Raw genomic sequence first — 14,987 nt, 5'->3', positions numbered from 1 at the left:
GCAGAGAAAATTTATCTAGGATGTAGTAATAATGTTTCATATACAAGAAATGGTCAAATACGGCCAACAAACCAAAACAGTGACCGTTAGTGAGCGACTACCTCATTTTATCACCGTACCTTGTACACTGGAGGTGAGCTATTGGGTCGAAGCAATAGAGGATTTTTATTTAATTCATCTTCATGTTCATGGAGCACTCCAGCTTCAATGCCAACGTTGTTTAGATGAGTTTAATTACGCTTACGACAATAATACAACGATTGCGATATGTCGGGATGAAGAACGTGCAGAAAAACTGTTAGAGCAGTATGAATGTATCGTTTCGCCCAGCTTTCAGGTTGATCTGGACGATTTAATTATTGATGAATTACATCTCTATGCGCCACAATTTCATCCAGAAATTACTGATTGCCGTAGTGAAATAAATCAATTTTTAACCGAAAAAAATGACTCTTATTGATTTTTTATGCAATTAATACTTGGATTGATGCTAAAATATCGGTAATATTCCCGCTTTATTTATGAATGCAAATTGTTTAGGAGTAATACAATGGCCGTACAACAAAACAAAAAATCACGCTCACGTCGTGATATGCGACGTTCGCATGATGCTTTAACAAAGCCTACGCTCTCTGTAGATTCAACTACTGGTGAAACTCATCGTCGTCATCACATGACTGAAGATGGCTACTATCGTGGTAGAAAAGTTATCGAAACTGATAACGTTTATGAAGATCAAGAGTAATTTTTCTTGAAAAATATCACCATTGCAATTGATACAATGGGTGGGGATCATGGTTTAAGTGTAGTGATTCCTGCCTGTGTGTGCGCAGCTAAAGATAACCCCAACCTGAAACTTATTCTTGTTGGTATTCAAGACAAGATTAATGCTTATTTAAAAAAGCTGGGTGTTGCATCATCGCAGCAATTTTCTGTAGTCCACGCCTCTGAAGTGGTTGCTATGGACGAATTGCCTTCGCATGCTTTGCGCAATAAAAAAGATTCCTCTATGCGTGTGGCGATTAATCTGGTTAAAGAAGGCATCGCACATGCGTGTGTTAGTGCTGGAAATACCGGGGCATTAATGGCTACGGCGCGTTATGTTTTAAAAACATTACCTGGAATTGATAGACCCGCAATTATTTCAGAGCTTCCTACAATGAAAGGTCGCACTTGGGTTATTGATTTGGGGGCTAATGTTGATTCCTGCGCTGAACATTTATTTCAGTTTGCCGTGATGGGGTCCGCATTAGTTCAGGCTGTTGCAAATAAACAAAATCCCAAAATTGCCTTGTTAAATATAGGCGTTGAAGAAATGAAGGGCAATGATCAGGTCAAACGCACAGCGCACATGCTCGAAGAATGTTCTATGATGAACTATGTAGGCTATGTAGAAGGCGATCATTTCTATACAGGTTCGGTTGATTTAGTGGTTTGTGATGGATTTGTCGGCAATGTTGCATTAAAGGCAAGTGAAGGCCTTGCCCGATTGTTCCTGGATTTATTTAAAGAATCATTTAATCGCAATCTATTTACTAAAATGCTTGGTTTTATTGCATTGCCTGTATTAAAACATATTAAAAGTCGTCTGGATCCTTCGCGTTATAATGGAGCTAGTATGTTGGGTTTGAATGGTATTGTTGTTAAAAGCCATGGTGGAGCCAATGCATTTGGTTTTCAACATGCTATAGAACAAGCTATTCTGGAAGTAGAAAATGACGTTATTGATTTAGTACGAGCCCAAATAAACGACTTTATAAATCAAGGGTTGCTGTTATGATAAATGCTGTAATTAGTGGTACCGGGGGTTATATTCCTGAAAAACAACTTACTAATGTTGAACTGGAATCGATGTTGGATACCAGTGATGAATGGATTGTTTCCAGGACAGGTATCAGTAGTCGCAGTATTGCCCAAGAACATGAAACGACGTCCTATATGGCATCGAAAGCAGCGGAGCAGGCCTTAAATGCTTCCGGTCTTGATGCAAATGAAATTGACTTAATTGTCGTTGCAACATGTACTCCAGATCATTTTTTTCCTGGTGTTGCTTGCTATGTACAACATGCATTAAAGATTGAAAAACCTATTCCTGCGTTTGATGTAGGTGCTGCATGCAGCGGGTTTGTTTACGTAATGGATATTGCAAAGCAGTATATTGCTTCAGGCGCTGCAAAGCATGTTCTGGTTATTGGCAGCGAAAGTATGTCGCGCGCCGTTGATTGGAACGATCGGTCGACCTGTGTATTATTTGGCGATGGTGCTGGAGCAGTTATTTTAAGTGCTAGTGATAAGCCAGGTATCTTGGGGAGTGTATTACATGCTTCCTATGATGCCGAAAAATTTTTAAACCTTGCCAACGCAACATTTCTGATGGAGCGCGCAACAATTAATATGCGCGGTAATGAAGTGTTTAAATTAGCCGTTAATATAATGGGCGGGGTTGTTGATGAAGTTTTAGAGCTTAGTCAATTGAAAAAGTCGGACATTCAATGGTTAATTCCTCATCAAGCTAATATGCGCATTATTCAAGCTATAGCCAAAAAATTAGAACTTCCTATGTCAAAAGTTATTGTTACTATTGGTACTCAAGGCAATACTTCTGCTGCTTCTATTCCTTTGGCTCTGAACCATTCTATTAGAAGCAATCAAATTAAACGAGACGAGTTATTATTGATTGAGTCTTTTGGTGGTGGAATGACTTGGGGCGCTATGGTTATTCGTTATTAGACAACACAATATTTGTCATCCTGAGCAAAATATAGGCTTTCTTGACTTTGGCATGAACCAATATGACGCCTTTTTAAAGAATCCTAACGTTGCTCAAAACGAAATTTAAGTTGAATTTTAGTTCGGAGTTAATTTTATTATGGTAAAAACAGCATTTGTATTTCCTGGGCAAGGATCACAATCTGTAGGTATGTTGGCTGATTTTGAATTGCAATATCCCATTGTTGTGGATGTTTTTGCAGAGGCTTCTGAGGCCGTGGGCTATGATTTATGGCAACTCGTTCAACACGGGCCAGCAGAGCGCCTTAATCAAACAGAATATACTCAAGTTGCTATGCTAACTGCAGATGTTGCTGTCTATCGACTTTTAGAACAGCAGGGCATTGCTAAGCCTGAATTTATGGCTGGTCATAGTTTAGGTGAATATCCTGCCTTGGTTTGTGCTGGTGCATTGTCTTTAATGGATGCCGCTCGTTTGGTAGCGCATCGTGGCCAAGTTATGCAGCAAGCTATACCTCTAGGTGCTGGCGCCATGGCTGCTGTTATTGGTTTTAATGAAGAACAAGTGAACCTTTTGTGTCTGGAAGCTAGTCAGGCTAATGAAGTTGTTACCCCTGCAAATTTTAATTCAACGGAGCAAATCGTAGTAGCCGGTCATACTCCAGCGGTGCTGCGCGTTATTGCCTTGGCAGAAGATGCTGGAGCACGACTTGCTAAAATTATTCCTGTGAGTGTTCCTTGTCATTGCCCTCTATTATCTGATGCTGCTGAATCTTTTGCTGCATATTTAGCCGAGGTTGACTTCAAAAAGCCTGTGATTAAAGTGGTTAGCAATGTTGATGTGAGTATTTATCAGTCAGTACAAGAGATAAGAGAAAAACTGAAAGCCCAATTATATAGTCCTGTGCGTTGGGTTGAAACCATTCAATTCTTCAAGAATAATAATGTTGAATTGATTCTCGAGAGCGGTCCTGGAAAAGTTCTGAGTGGCTTAATTAAAAGAATAGACAGATCTTTAAATTCAATTAGCATTTACGATACTATTAACTTAGATCAAGTAGTAGAACAATTAGTTTAAGTTGGTGTGGGTATGATTGTAGTTCATGTAGGTGGTTAATCTACATAAATACGAATTCATGGCATGTATTTGTTTAAGGAACGTCAATGAAGAATTTAGAGGGCAAAGTCGCCTTAGTAACAGGAGCTAGCCGTGGCATCGGCCAGGCCATTGCTTTGAAGCTAGCACAAAACGGAGCATTTGTTTATGGCACTGCAACCACTGAAAAAGGTGCTGAGCTAATTGATGAATATTTTAAAAAAGAAAATTTGACTGGAAAAGGCCTTGTTCTTAACGTTACAAGTGCTGAGCAAATAGAACAGGTAATGGCGACTTTAGCAGAAGCAGGGCAGGTTCCAGCAATCCTGGTCAATAATGCGGGAATTACCGCTGATAATTTATTATTGCGTATGGACGATGATGAATGGTTCAATGTTATTGAAACGAATTTGAATTCCATATACAGAATGTCTAAAATTTGTATAAAACCGATGTTTAGATCGCGTTGGGGACGTATCATTTCTATTGGTTCTGTTGTGGGCTCGAGTGGAAATACAGGCCAAGTAAATTATACGGCCGCAAAAGCTGGTGTTGTTGGTTTCACTAAGTCTTTAGCGCAAGAAATTGGTAGCAGGAACATTACTGTAAATGTTGTTGCACCTGGTTTTATTGATACGGATATGACGGCTGCGTTACCTGATATGGTAAAGGAAGAAATGTTGAAAAGAATTCCTTTACGCAAATTAGGACAACCAGAAGATATTGCGAATGCTGTTGCTTTTTTGGCATCCGATGATGCTAAATATATTACAGGTAGTACGATTCATGTAAATGGTGGCATGTACATGGATTAATGCACTTGCGTTATCTGTATAAATGAATAAACTATACCACTTCCATTTAACTTTGACCGTTAAATGCTTGTAGTATGGGGTTTAGGCGAGATACTAAGTAGTTAAATGGGAATGGTATTTACCCCCAGAATTTTAAAAAGTTTCTATCAACCGAAAGAGGAAAATCAAGTTATGAGTACTGTTGAAGATCGTGTACGCAAAATTGTTGTTGAACAATTAGGCGTTAAAGAAGAAGACCTGAAAAATGATGCATCATTTGTTGATGATTTAGGTGCTGATTCTTTAGATACTGTCGAATTAGTTATGGCTCTTGAAGAAGAATTTGAAACAGAAATTCCTGATGAGAAAGCTGAAAAAATTACCACGATTCAAGAAGCAATTGATTATATTGAATCTAATTTAGATAAAGAAGAAGCTTAATTCTTCGAGGAGTATTCATTGAGTAAGCGGCGCGTAGTTGTTACCGGTATGGGGATGCTTACCCCTGTCGGATTAAATGTAAAAGATACTTGGCAGAACATATTAGCCGGTGTTAGTGGAGTAACAGTAGCTGAAGATTTTGATACTGCTGAGTACAGTACACAAATTTGGGCTAAAGTTAAAAACTTTAACATTGAAGATTATGTGCCGCTTAAAGATGCGCGAAAGATGGATCCATTCACCCAATTCGGTATTGCCGCTGCAGATGAGGCAATATTGGATTCGGGGCTGAAAATTGATGCAACGAATGCAAATCGTATTGGTGTCGCGGTGGGGGCCGGTATTGGTGGTATCCAAACAATTGCCAATAATGAAGACAGGCTGTTAGCTGGTGGTCCTCGTAAAGTTTCTCCATTTTTCGTTCCTGCAGGTATTATTAATATGGTTGCCGGACAGATTTCAATTCGACATAACCTGAAGGGGCCTAATATTTCTGTAGTTACTGCATGTACTACTGGAACACATAATATTGGTCTGGCAGGGCGTATGATCACTTACGGTGATGCTGATGTTATGGTTTGCGGTGGTGCGGAAATGACCTTAACGCCTCTGTGTTTAGCCGGATTCTCTGCAGTACGTTCTTTGTCTAAACGCAATAATGAACCAGAAAAGGCATCCAGACCTTTTGATAAAGATAGAGATGGTTTTGTAATGGGTGAGGGGGCTGGTATTCTCGTATTAGAAGAATATGAGCATGCAAAAGCCCGTGGCGCGAAGATATATGCGGAACTGGCTGGTTTTGGTATGTCGGGTGATGCTTATCATATTACAGCGCCTGATGAAGACGCTGATGGTGCTACACGTGCGATGGAAGCCGCTATTAACGATGCAGGCATTGATCCTCAGCAAATTGACTACATTAATGCACACGGAACTTCTACTTATCTTAATGATTTAAATGAAACTAAAGCAATCAAGCGTATATTTAAAAACCATGCTTATGATTTAGCAGTAAGTTCTACAAAATCCATGACTGGACACTTATTAGGTGCGGCTGGTTCTGTAGAGGCCATTATCAGTATTATGGCAATTCAAGATCAAATTGCCCCACCAACCATTAATTTGGATAACCCAGATGAAGGCTGTGATTTGAATTACGTCGCACATAAAGCACAAGAGCGAACAATTGACTATGTGTTGAGTAATTCATTAGGTTTTGGTGGAACCAACGGTAGCTTAGTATTTAAGCGAGTCTAAATGGCCTCTATAAGACATAAAAAACTGATACTTTATGGAGTAATACTGTTTTTTGTGTCTTTTTCTTATTTATTTTGGAATTTTTACAGTTTAGTAGCCAAACCGCTTTTAGCGAAACAAGAGCTTCCAGTTATTATCAACCTTGATCGTACTACATCGGCATCGCAATTTGTACAAACGTTAAAAGAGAAGAATTTAATTCATTACCAACGACCACTACTCATGATTATTCGTGTTACCGGTCTGTCACAGCGCTTAAAAGCGGGCGTGTATCAAATTAAACCCGGTGAGACAGCAATACAATTGCTCTACCGAGTTGTCTCTGGAGATGTGTTAACACAAAACTTCACCATTATTGCCGGTACAACTCAGCAGAAAATAGCGCAAGATCTGGCAAAGGCATCTTACCTAGATTATCACCCGAGCGATTGGTCTTTAATTCAGGAAAATCATTCTAATGCAGAAGGTTTGGTTTTAGCGGACACCTATCAATATCAAGGTGGTAGCAGTAGTAAAAGCCTATTGGAACATGCTCATCGTAAGTTGATAAGTTATTTAAATACAGTATGGGCCAATAGAGCGCCCAATTTACCCTATAAAAATCCGTATGAATTACTCACAGCGGCATCAATTATTGAAAAAGAAACAGCAGTGCCTCAAGAGCGTCAGCTTATTTCGGGGGTTATGGTTAATCGTATTAATAAAAAAATTGCCGTTACAGATGGATCCTACAGTTATTTATGGCTTAGGAGCGGCGTATACTGGCAAGTTATCCCATAATGATATGCAGGTTGATTCGCCATATAACTCCTATCGCTATCGAGGTTTACCTCCAACGCCTATTGCCATGGTGAGTAAAGAAGCGTTGGATGCTGCATCGCATCCACAATTGTCTAATTATTTATATTTTGTTGCTAAAGGTGATGGTACCCATCAATTTTCTGAAACTTACCTGCAACAAAGACAGGCGATACATCAATACCAACACAAGGGATCTTAATGTCATCTGCAACCGGGAAGTTAATCGTTATTGAAGGATTGGAAGGCGCCGGCAAGTCTACCGCGGTCAGTACGGTTATTGATTATTTGACTCGGTTGGAAATTAAGACGATTACTACTCGTGAACCTGGTGGTACCGTCATTGGTGAGTTATTGCGGCAGATCATTAAGGGCACTGAATATAAGGGTGTTTTAGATGATAAAAGTGAATTATTATTATTGTATACAGCAAGAATACAACTTCTTGAACAAGTAATTAAGCCTGCGTTGCAACAAGGAACCTGGGTTATTGCCGATCGCTTTGAACTCTCGACCATGGCTTACCAAGGTGGTGGACGTGGTTTGAATGAACAAATGATCCAACAGTTATCAGCCTTTGCCTTGGATGGTTTTAAACCAGATTTGACCTTGTATTTAGATATTAGCCCTGAAGAAGGGATGAAGCGGGTTAAATCTCGCGGTGAGTTTGACCGTATAGAACAACAGTCTATTGACTTCTTTCATCGAGTCCATAGCAGTTACATTCATCATGTGCGTACTAATCCTAATGCAGTACTCATTGATGCTGGTTTGCCATTGCATGAAGTTCAGCTGGCGATTCAATGCGTATTGAAAGAGTTTATAGAGCATAAGGCATGAGTACTTATCCAGCACAATGGGAGCATTTGCAATCAGCATGGAAGCAGGGGCGTATCCCACAGGCAATGCTATTTGTTGGCGCATTCGATCGTGCGCTTCTGGATTTTACGAAGCAATTTATCCAATTGGTTGTTTGTAAGAATAAAGAACATAAACCCTGTCATGCATGTGTTGATTGCCAAATGACAGCCGGCAATCAGCATCCTGATGTGGAATGGATTAAGCCGGAAAAAAATGGTGGGCCAATTAAAATCGATCAGATTAGGGAATTACAAAATTATTCTTATTTAACGCCGCAACGTGCGGTTCATCGCTTAATCATTATTGAGTCCGCAGATCGAATGAATACGGCCTCGGCAAATGCATTATTAAAAATTTTGGAAGAGCCAGCGGAGCACACACTTTTTTTATTGATGGCGCAGCAGTTAAGCACCGTGTTACCTACGGTATTGAGCCGCTGTCAAGTAATTCGTTTTTCATCGCAAACCAACTTAGTCGCCACCAACCTTTTAACGCTTGGTGAGCAGTATTCCCAAGAGTCAGAGCAAGCAGTAGTTATGAATCAGGCTGAATCAATTCTTGATGGCTTAATTGCGGTGATTGAAAAAAAAACGCATCCTTGTATCATGGCGGCTCAATGGACGCAGTTTGAGCTTAATACGCTGCTCTGGTTTTTTTATTTGGTCTATTCACAAGTACAGATGATGCGAGTCCATCAAGTCGCAATTACTGGGCCTGCCATAAATCAGCTGAATAAACTGGCCTCATTATTAAATCCGCTGATGATTTTTGCACAAATCGATAAAATCAATACATTGCAACGAAAACTAAGCCATAATATGAATGTAAATCACACTTTAGTCCTGGAAGATTTATTGTTTGATTTATAGGAGCATCGATATGGATAAAACGCAACAAATAAGCTGCTCATTTGATAGTCAATCGTCTTTATATTCCGCTTATATGCCGTTTATTAAAGGCGGAGGCTTGTTTATTCGTACTCATCATTTGTATCCGCTTAGCATCGTTTTAAACTTATCGGTAAAATTAATGGATGAGCATGAATTGTATCAGGTTGAAGGTAAGATAGTCTGGATTACTCCTAAGGGAGCTCAAGGAAATAAATTGCCTGGAATAGGAGTGCAATTTGTTAGTGAAAATAGTCGCTATTTATGTAATAAAATTGAGACTTATTTAGCGGGAATGCTAAAATCACACCAGTTGACAGACACTATTTAATTTGAGGTTATTTACTTATGTTAGTTGATTCGCATTGCCATTTAAATTTTTTGGATTTAACCGATTTTAATCAGGATATGGCTAATGTATTAGCGCAAGCAAAAGACAATGGGGTACAACACTTTTTATGTGTTTGTGTGGAATTAAGCGACTACCCTAAATTGGAGCAATTAGCTGCCGCTTATCCCAATATTAGTATTTCAGTAGGCGTTCACCCGAATACCGAAATGGATTACCCGGTTACAGCACAAATGCTCTGTGATTTAGCGGCAAACCCTGCGTGTATTGCTTTAGGTGAAACGGGTCTTGATTACTACCGTACTCATACTGAAGAGGCACAAGAAGAGCAGAGAGCGCGTTTTAAAGCACATATTAACGCGTCACTAATGACAGCTAAGCCTTTGATTATTCATACACGACAAGCGGCTGAAGATACGATTAAATTAATGGCTGAAGAAAACGCACAAAAAATTGGTGGCGTTATGCATTGTTTTGCGGAGAGTCTAGACATTGCACATCAAGCGATTGATCTGAATTTTTATATTTCATTTTCTGGCATTGTAACGTTTAAAAATGCGACTGCATTACAAGAAGTAGCGCGAAAAATCCCGCTAGATAGAATGCTCATTGAAACCGATTCGCCTTATTTAGCACCGGTACCATTTCGTGGTAAGCAAAATCATCCTGCTTTAGTAAAGTATGTTGCTGAGGCTTTAGCCGAGCTGCGTGGGGTAAGTTATGCAGAAATAGCGGAAATAACGACTAGAAATTTTTATAATTGTTTTAGACTTTAATAACCTGTAACTTCTTAATCAGTTCGGGAAAACCTCATATCCTTATACCTCGCGGACAAGCTGCGCGGTATAGGCAGAGATTGATAAATTGCAATAATCCCTCTCTATCTGTGGAGATTAAAATGGCTTTATACATCGGCTTAATGTCCGGTACCAGCATGGATGGTATTGACGCGGCACTTGTTGATATGTCCTCCAATCAATTGCTGTGCGGCATCACCAAAAAATACAGTGATGCACTGAAACAACGTATTGATCAGGTACTTGATGGTACTGATTTAAGCCTCGCATCCATTTGCCAATTAAATACCCTAATAGGACAAGAATTTGCTGGTGCTGCAAATGATTTATTGCAGGAAGCTAACTTATTATCCGATGATATTTGTGCTATAGGAAGTCATGGTCAAACACTATGCCACGATACAAGTAGTAGTATTCCTTATACGCTTCAATTAGGCTGTGGCCATACAATTTCTTCTCTAACGGGTATTACTGTAGTGGCCGATTTTCGCACGCGCGATTTAGTAAATGGTGGACAAGCTGCGCCATTTGCGCCACTTTACCATCAGGAATTATTTGCCAAAGACCGAGCTAATGTTGCTTTAGTAAATATTGGCGGTATTAGCAATATTACCTTTATCAATGCTAATGAACCGACTAAGGGTTGGGATGCAGGCCCTGGAAATTGTTTAATGGATGCGTGGATTGCCAAGCATCAGGAAAAAGCTTACGATGTTGATGGGGCATGGGCCAAACAGGGTGAAGTGATTAAGCCTTTATTAGTTCAGTTACTGGCTGACTCATTTATTCAACTTGCGGCACCAAAGAGCATTGGCAAGGAGTATTTTTCTTTGGCGTGGTTAGAATCCTATTTAAAGCCTGAATATAAAGCTGTAGATGTGCAAAAAACATTGGTGGCCTTTACTGCCCATACTATTGCTGATACGGTTATTAATGCACGGAAAAAAGTAAAGGAATTGTATTTATGTGGTGGTGGTACGCATAATATCGTTTTACATCAAATGATTGCTGATTTACTACCACAAACGGTTGTTATGAGTATTGCCGATATAGGGATTAGTCCTGACTATTTGGAAGCAATGCTCTTTGCTTGGTTAGCGGCACAGACAATAAATAAGAAAGCCTTGGATTTAAGTGCGATTACTGGATCTAAACGCCCAGCAATTTTAGGAGCGGTGTATCCGCATAGTTAATTACGCATAGCTAATTAAATTGATGATGCTATCTCGAAGCTGCGTGTCAAGATAGGGAATGGTGTCAAGTTAAAGGAAAAATGTTTTTTGATAGATTTCAAAGCTGTTCGGGCTTAGGATAGACAAGGTTAAACTCCTTAGCTTGATGGCTATGTTCATTGGGGGGAAGGGATCACTGCCATTAAGTTAAGGAAATCTGTCATTCCCGCGCAGGCGAGAAACCATCCATGAATTGGCATTATAGCCAGTGAGGAATGGATCCCCGCCTAAGCGGGGACGACAGGCTCTGAAAAATTTGAAGCCTAAATCCTTAACTTAATAGCAATGGGGAAGGGATGCGGTTTTTAAGAGATTATCCTAGTCTGGCTAATAATAGGCACATTGAATTCAACAAAATCATGTTGACAAACTAAATGGCTATAAGATTAAATGTGCTACCCACAACGGAGTGACTTTAAATTGAGCGCATATTACACTGAGAAGACAAATCAAGGAGCGAGTGGCAATCTTGCAACTGCTTATTTTATATTTTTTCTGGCTGCATCGTTTTATTTATATGAATTTATTTTACAAGTAGCGCCTAGCGTTATGGCCGAGTCCATGATGAAAACTTTTGGTGTTACTGGCGAGGGCTTTGGTTTTATTTCTGCTTTTTATTTTTATGCCTATGCGCCAACCCAATTGCCAGCAGGGGTTTTATATGACCGCTATGGCCCTAGAAAATTAATGACTTTTGCTATTATTCTTTGCGCTTTGGGCTCCGCTTTTTTTGCCTCAACAGATAGTGTATTTACTGCTTGTATTGGTCGTTTTTTAATTGGAATTGGCTCGGCATTTTCTTTTATTGGTGTCTTGGTTTTATTATCGCGTTGGTTTCCACCTTATTATTTTGCTATTTTAGCGGGTATTGCCCAATTGATGAGCTCGGTTGGTGCTATGTTTGGCGAAGTACCCTTAGCTTATCTAATTCAAGGTGTGGGTTGGCGAAATGCGAGCTTCATTTTGTCTGTTATTGGTTTTATTTTGGCCGCATTTTTTTGGCTGTACATACGCGATTACCCACATCAGCAAAATCAAACTGCTCCGCAACATTATTTACGTGATGAATGGAAACGACTTGTAGCCGTTTGTAAACATGCCCATACCTGGATTATTGGTAGTTACGCTTTCGCGATTTGGACGCCAATAGCTGTATTTGCAGCACTTTGGGGCGTTCCTTATTTGCAAGAAAAATTTCAAATCAGTGTGGTTGCCGCTTCTGGCTTGTGTAGTATGATTTGGATAGGGATTGGTGTTGGTAGTCCATTATTAGGATGGCTAAGTGATAAGATTGAAAGCCGACGTATTGCTTTGATTCTTAGTGCGGCTTTGGGCTTAATTGCCACGCTGACATTGCTTTATTTACCCGGATTAACTTATGGTTGGACCCCTTTTGTTTTATTTGTATTAGGTTTAGGAGCAGGTGGCCAAACAGTAAGTTTTGCCGTAGTCAAAGAAAATAATGCGCCTGAGTTAGTTGGTACAGCTTCTGGCTTTAACAATTTGTCTGTACTCATTGGCGGAGCAATATTTCAACCTTTAGTCGGTTATATACTACAGCACACTAATTCTTGGCATGTAGTTAATGGTGTGCATGTATACAGCACACAAAGCTATCAAATTGCCTTATTAGTCATGCCCTTATGCTTTTTGGCCAGTTTGTTGATTGCCGGATTTTTACTAAAAGAATCTCATCCAGCCAAGCAGCATTGAAATAAAAAAGTCTGGGCTTTACCGCGTCATCCAGTTTTACAACCCTTAGCTGTCAAGTTAATCTAAAGCAAGCCTGTTTGTAGCCAGGCTTGCTAACCTCATCGCTTTATCTGCAACGACATTCTTAACCTCGATAGAGGCGGTAACCAATTTACCGTTAGCGGCAGGTTTTTAGGGATAATTTCTTCATGTTTACCATTCTAAGTGAAAATATAACAAAAATTTCTGTTATATTTTTGTTCACACAGAAATATGATACTACACTAAAAATAATGGGGAAACTTCTATTTATCCCGGAGAGCTTAAATGCCACCAATTCAGGGTATTCAAGAAAATTATGATGCAGTGCAAAAAAAAATGGAGATATGGAAACAACGGAATGTGGCCGTTTCGGCAATAGAAAATCATTTACCTAAGATTATTGTACATAGAATCGAAGAAATAGTAATGAACGAGGTAAATCTAGTAAGTGACTTTCAACGACTAAGTATTCAGTTATCTTTTTTAAGAAATCAGATTCAAGTTTGTGGAAAGGACAATAAAAAGGAGCAATTAGAAACTATTGATATATATACAGATAAATTAAATAGCTTAATTCGCTCGTATAAGAATTTACCTTCTTTGACGGAATTAATTAACGATGATGGTACAGGGATAGAGCCTAAGGAATTGCTAGAGAGAGTATGTTCACGAGTTCAATCACCAGAATATAAGCAAATCATGGATCAATTTGGGGAATTAGCTGTTTACGAACAGGAAATAAACAATATCTATAAGGAGTATCGGGCAGGACTATTAAAGTCAGATGAGTATATTGCAGCAAGTACAAGCTATAAAGTATCGGACAATGTTCGCAAAGAACAAAAAAGAGAAATCCCATTTATTACTGCACAGCCGTTTCAAAATATAATGCGGATAGAGATGCCATTCAAAGAATTGCAATTTCCAACAGAGAATCAATATCTTCTAGATGTTACGCAACAAACCGTTAAAAGCGTAAAGGATATTGCTAATGTTGTTCAAAATAAAGTAGCCGCTATCGTGTTCGCCAGAGAACTATTCAGTAAGCTTCCTCCTAAAATGAAAGAGAAGGAAAAACAATGGGTTATGTTAAGATCTATTTTAGATCTTAACATGAACTCGCCATCAGAAAATACTAAGCATGAAGGTGTTGTGAGTCCCTCTGGATATTTAAAAACTGTCCTAACCCAAGCCTATCCCGGAATATTTGGATTAGATGCAAGAAATGGAATCACTATTGTAGTGTCAGGGGATCCTTCTGCCTATTCTGATATTCATCAGGCATTAGGGATTGATCTGCGCAGAGCGGATTTAAAAAAGTCATTTACATTAGAGCCAGCAACATTTGATGTCCATACGTTGAATAAACTTTATCAAAAAACTGAAAATCCTCTTTGGCTTGTTTTAAAGAGCACAAAACCTATCGAGAAAGATTTTACTGCCAAACAAAAAATTCAAGCATATGCTGAGCTTGCTTTAGTATTTAAAGGAGTTAAAGACAATCTAGCTGCATATAAGCTAGCACAAGCAGCTTTGGCTGTAGCTCATGAGCATCCACAGAGCAGTACAACGTTTATTACTGAATTTGGGCCTGAAAGTCCTTTAGGCAAATGGCTAATTAGTAAAGCAAGAAATAAAGAAGATAAAAAATTAGTAACTAAAAATTTAACCTTTTCTTTCGCCACTCAAGGGGCAGACAATAATAAGGATATGCCGAGTTTTGTAAGTACCGCAAATCGCTCATCGTCTCAAAGTAGTTCCGATGTATTTGACTCAAATGCAAACAGTCTTGGTGAGGATGCTGAGATACTACTACCACCATCACCTTCTGATTTTGAACAATCATTTGTGACTGCTGCTCATGCTAAAATTATAGAGGCTGATACGGCTATAGCACAACCAGATGTTCAGCGTAGTTCAGATGTAAGTAGTAGCTTTGGTGAACATGATGCTGATTCTGAACATGATGCTGATTCTGAATATGATGCTGATTCTGAATATGATGCTGATT

Annotated in this window: 14 protein-coding genes and 2 pseudogenes; all 16 read left to right on the top strand. The window is 39.2% G+C overall.

Features of this window, described 5'->3' with window-relative positions:
• Positions 1 to 31: 31 nt before the first annotated feature.
• The gene (locus LDG_RS12050) at positions 32 to 460 is read left to right on the top strand and encodes a YceD family protein (protein WP_006871654.1); all 429 of its coding nucleotides are present in this window, start codon (positions 32 to 34) and stop codon (positions 458 to 460) included.
• Between the two features lie 90 nt (positions 461 to 550).
• Positions 551 to 745: a 50S ribosomal protein L32 gene (gene rpmF / locus LDG_RS12045; RefSeq protein WP_006871653.1), complete on the top strand. Its 195-nt coding sequence runs from the start codon at positions 551 to 553 to the stop codon at positions 743 to 745.
• Between the two features lie 6 nt (positions 746 to 751).
• Positions 752 to 1,780: a phosphate acyltransferase PlsX gene (gene plsX, locus LDG_RS12040; RefSeq protein ID WP_006871652.1), complete on the top strand. Its 1,029-nt coding sequence runs from the start codon at positions 752 to 754 to the stop codon at positions 1,778 to 1,780.
• The gene (locus LDG_RS12035; RefSeq protein WP_006871651.1) at positions 1,777 to 2,730 is read left to right on the top strand and encodes a beta-ketoacyl-ACP synthase III; all 954 of its coding nucleotides are present in this window, start codon (positions 1,777 to 1,779) and stop codon (positions 2,728 to 2,730) included. The genes plsX and LDG_RS12035 overlap by 4 nt, the downstream gene beginning before the upstream one ends.
• 139 nt (positions 2,731 to 2,869) lie before the next feature.
• Positions 2,870 to 3,808: an ACP S-malonyltransferase gene (gene fabD, locus LDG_RS12030; protein ID WP_006871650.1), complete on the top strand. Its 939-nt coding sequence runs from the start codon at positions 2,870 to 2,872 to the stop codon at positions 3,806 to 3,808.
• A gap of 86 nt (positions 3,809 to 3,894) precedes the next feature.
• The gene (gene fabG, locus LDG_RS12025; protein ID WP_006871649.1) at positions 3,895 to 4,641 is read left to right on the top strand and encodes a 3-oxoacyl-ACP reductase FabG; all 747 of its coding nucleotides are present in this window, start codon (positions 3,895 to 3,897) and stop codon (positions 4,639 to 4,641) included.
• A 111-nt stretch (positions 4,642 to 4,752) separates the two neighbouring features.
• Positions 4,753 to 5,061, top strand: coding sequence for an acyl carrier protein (gene acpP / locus LDG_RS12020; protein ID WP_456085363.1), 309 nt, complete (start codon positions 4,753 to 4,755; stop codon positions 5,059 to 5,061).
• A gap of 18 nt (positions 5,062 to 5,079) precedes the next feature.
• On the top strand, positions 5,080 to 6,318 hold the full coding sequence (fabF, locus tag LDG_RS12015; RefSeq protein WP_006871647.1) for a beta-ketoacyl-ACP synthase II: 1,239 nt from the start codon (positions 5,080 to 5,082) through the stop codon (positions 6,316 to 6,318).
• Positions 6,319 to 7,318: pseudogene (gene mltG, locus LDG_RS12010) on the top strand (endolytic transglycosylase MltG).
• Entirely contained in the window at positions 7,318 to 7,956 is a 639-nt protein-coding gene (tmk, locus tag LDG_RS12005) for a dTMP kinase (protein ID WP_006871644.1), read from the top strand. Before mltG ends, tmk begins: the two are co-directional and overlap by 1 nt.
• Entirely contained in the window at positions 7,953 to 8,846 is an 894-nt protein-coding gene (locus tag LDG_RS12000) for a hypothetical protein (protein WP_006871643.1), read from the top strand. Before tmk ends, LDG_RS12000 begins: the two co-directional genes overlap by 4 nt.
• A 10-nt stretch (positions 8,847 to 8,856) precedes the next feature.
• Positions 8,857 to 9,195, top strand: a complete 339-nt coding sequence (locus LDG_RS11995; RefSeq protein WP_006871642.1) for a PilZ domain-containing protein — start codon at positions 8,857 to 8,859, stop codon at positions 9,193 to 9,195.
• Between the two features lie 17 nt (positions 9,196 to 9,212).
• On the top strand, positions 9,213 to 9,989 hold the full coding sequence (locus LDG_RS11990; protein WP_006871641.1) for a TatD family hydrolase: 777 nt from the start codon (positions 9,213 to 9,215) through the stop codon (positions 9,987 to 9,989).
• Between the two features lie 122 nt (positions 9,990 to 10,111).
• Positions 10,112 to 11,203: an anhydro-N-acetylmuramic acid kinase gene (locus LDG_RS11985; protein WP_006871640.1), complete on the top strand. Its 1,092-nt coding sequence runs from the start codon at positions 10,112 to 10,114 to the stop codon at positions 11,201 to 11,203.
• Positions 11,204 to 11,662: 459 nt separating this feature from the next.
• Positions 11,663 to 12,955, top strand: a complete 1,293-nt coding sequence (locus LDG_RS11980; RefSeq protein WP_006871639.1) for an MFS transporter — start codon at positions 11,663 to 11,665, stop codon at positions 12,953 to 12,955.
• A gap of 306 nt (positions 12,956 to 13,261) precedes the next feature.
• Positions 13,262 to 14,987, top strand: a pseudogene (locus LDG_RS19705) (hypothetical protein); the annotation flags it as partial.

It is taken from the genome of Legionella drancourtii LLAP12 (assembly GCF_000162755.2).
Classification (GTDB): Bacteria; Pseudomonadota; Gammaproteobacteria; order Legionellales; family Legionellaceae; genus Legionella; species Legionella drancourtii.
This window is presented reverse-complemented; position numbering and strand designations above follow the sequence as displayed.

What these genes read in the sequence shown, in the direction of transcription:
- LDG_RS12050 (WP_006871654.1), top strand. Translation starts at nt 32, where the DNA reads ATGTTTCATATACAAGAAATGGTCAAATACGGCCAACAAACCAAAACA.
- rpmF (WP_006871653.1), top strand. Translation starts at nt 551, where the DNA reads ATGGCCGTACAACAAAACAAAAAATCACGCTCACGTCGTGATATGCGA.
- LDG_RS12035 (WP_006871651.1), top strand. Translation starts at nt 1,777, where the DNA reads ATGATAAATGCTGTAATTAGTGGTACCGGGGGTTATATTCCTGAAAAA.
- fabD (WP_006871650.1), top strand. Translation starts at nt 2,870, where the DNA reads ATGGTAAAAACAGCATTTGTATTTCCTGGGCAAGGATCACAATCTGTA.
- fabG (WP_006871649.1), top strand. Translation starts at nt 3,895, where the DNA reads ATGAAGAATTTAGAGGGCAAAGTCGCCTTAGTAACAGGAGCTAGCCGT.
- acpP (WP_456085363.1), top strand. Translation starts at nt 4,753, where the DNA reads ATGGTATTTACCCCCAGAATTTTAAAAAGTTTCTATCAACCGAAAGAG.
- tmk (WP_006871644.1), top strand. Translation starts at nt 7,318, where the DNA reads ATGTCATCTGCAACCGGGAAGTTAATCGTTATTGAAGGATTGGAAGGC.
- LDG_RS12000 (WP_006871643.1), top strand. Translation starts at nt 7,953, where the DNA reads ATGAGTACTTATCCAGCACAATGGGAGCATTTGCAATCAGCATGGAAG.
- LDG_RS11995 (WP_006871642.1), top strand. Translation starts at nt 8,857, where the DNA reads ATGGATAAAACGCAACAAATAAGCTGCTCATTTGATAGTCAATCGTCT.
- LDG_RS11990 (WP_006871641.1), top strand. Translation starts at nt 9,213, where the DNA reads ATGTTAGTTGATTCGCATTGCCATTTAAATTTTTTGGATTTAACCGAT.
- LDG_RS11985 (WP_006871640.1), top strand. Translation starts at nt 10,112, where the DNA reads ATGGCTTTATACATCGGCTTAATGTCCGGTACCAGCATGGATGGTATT.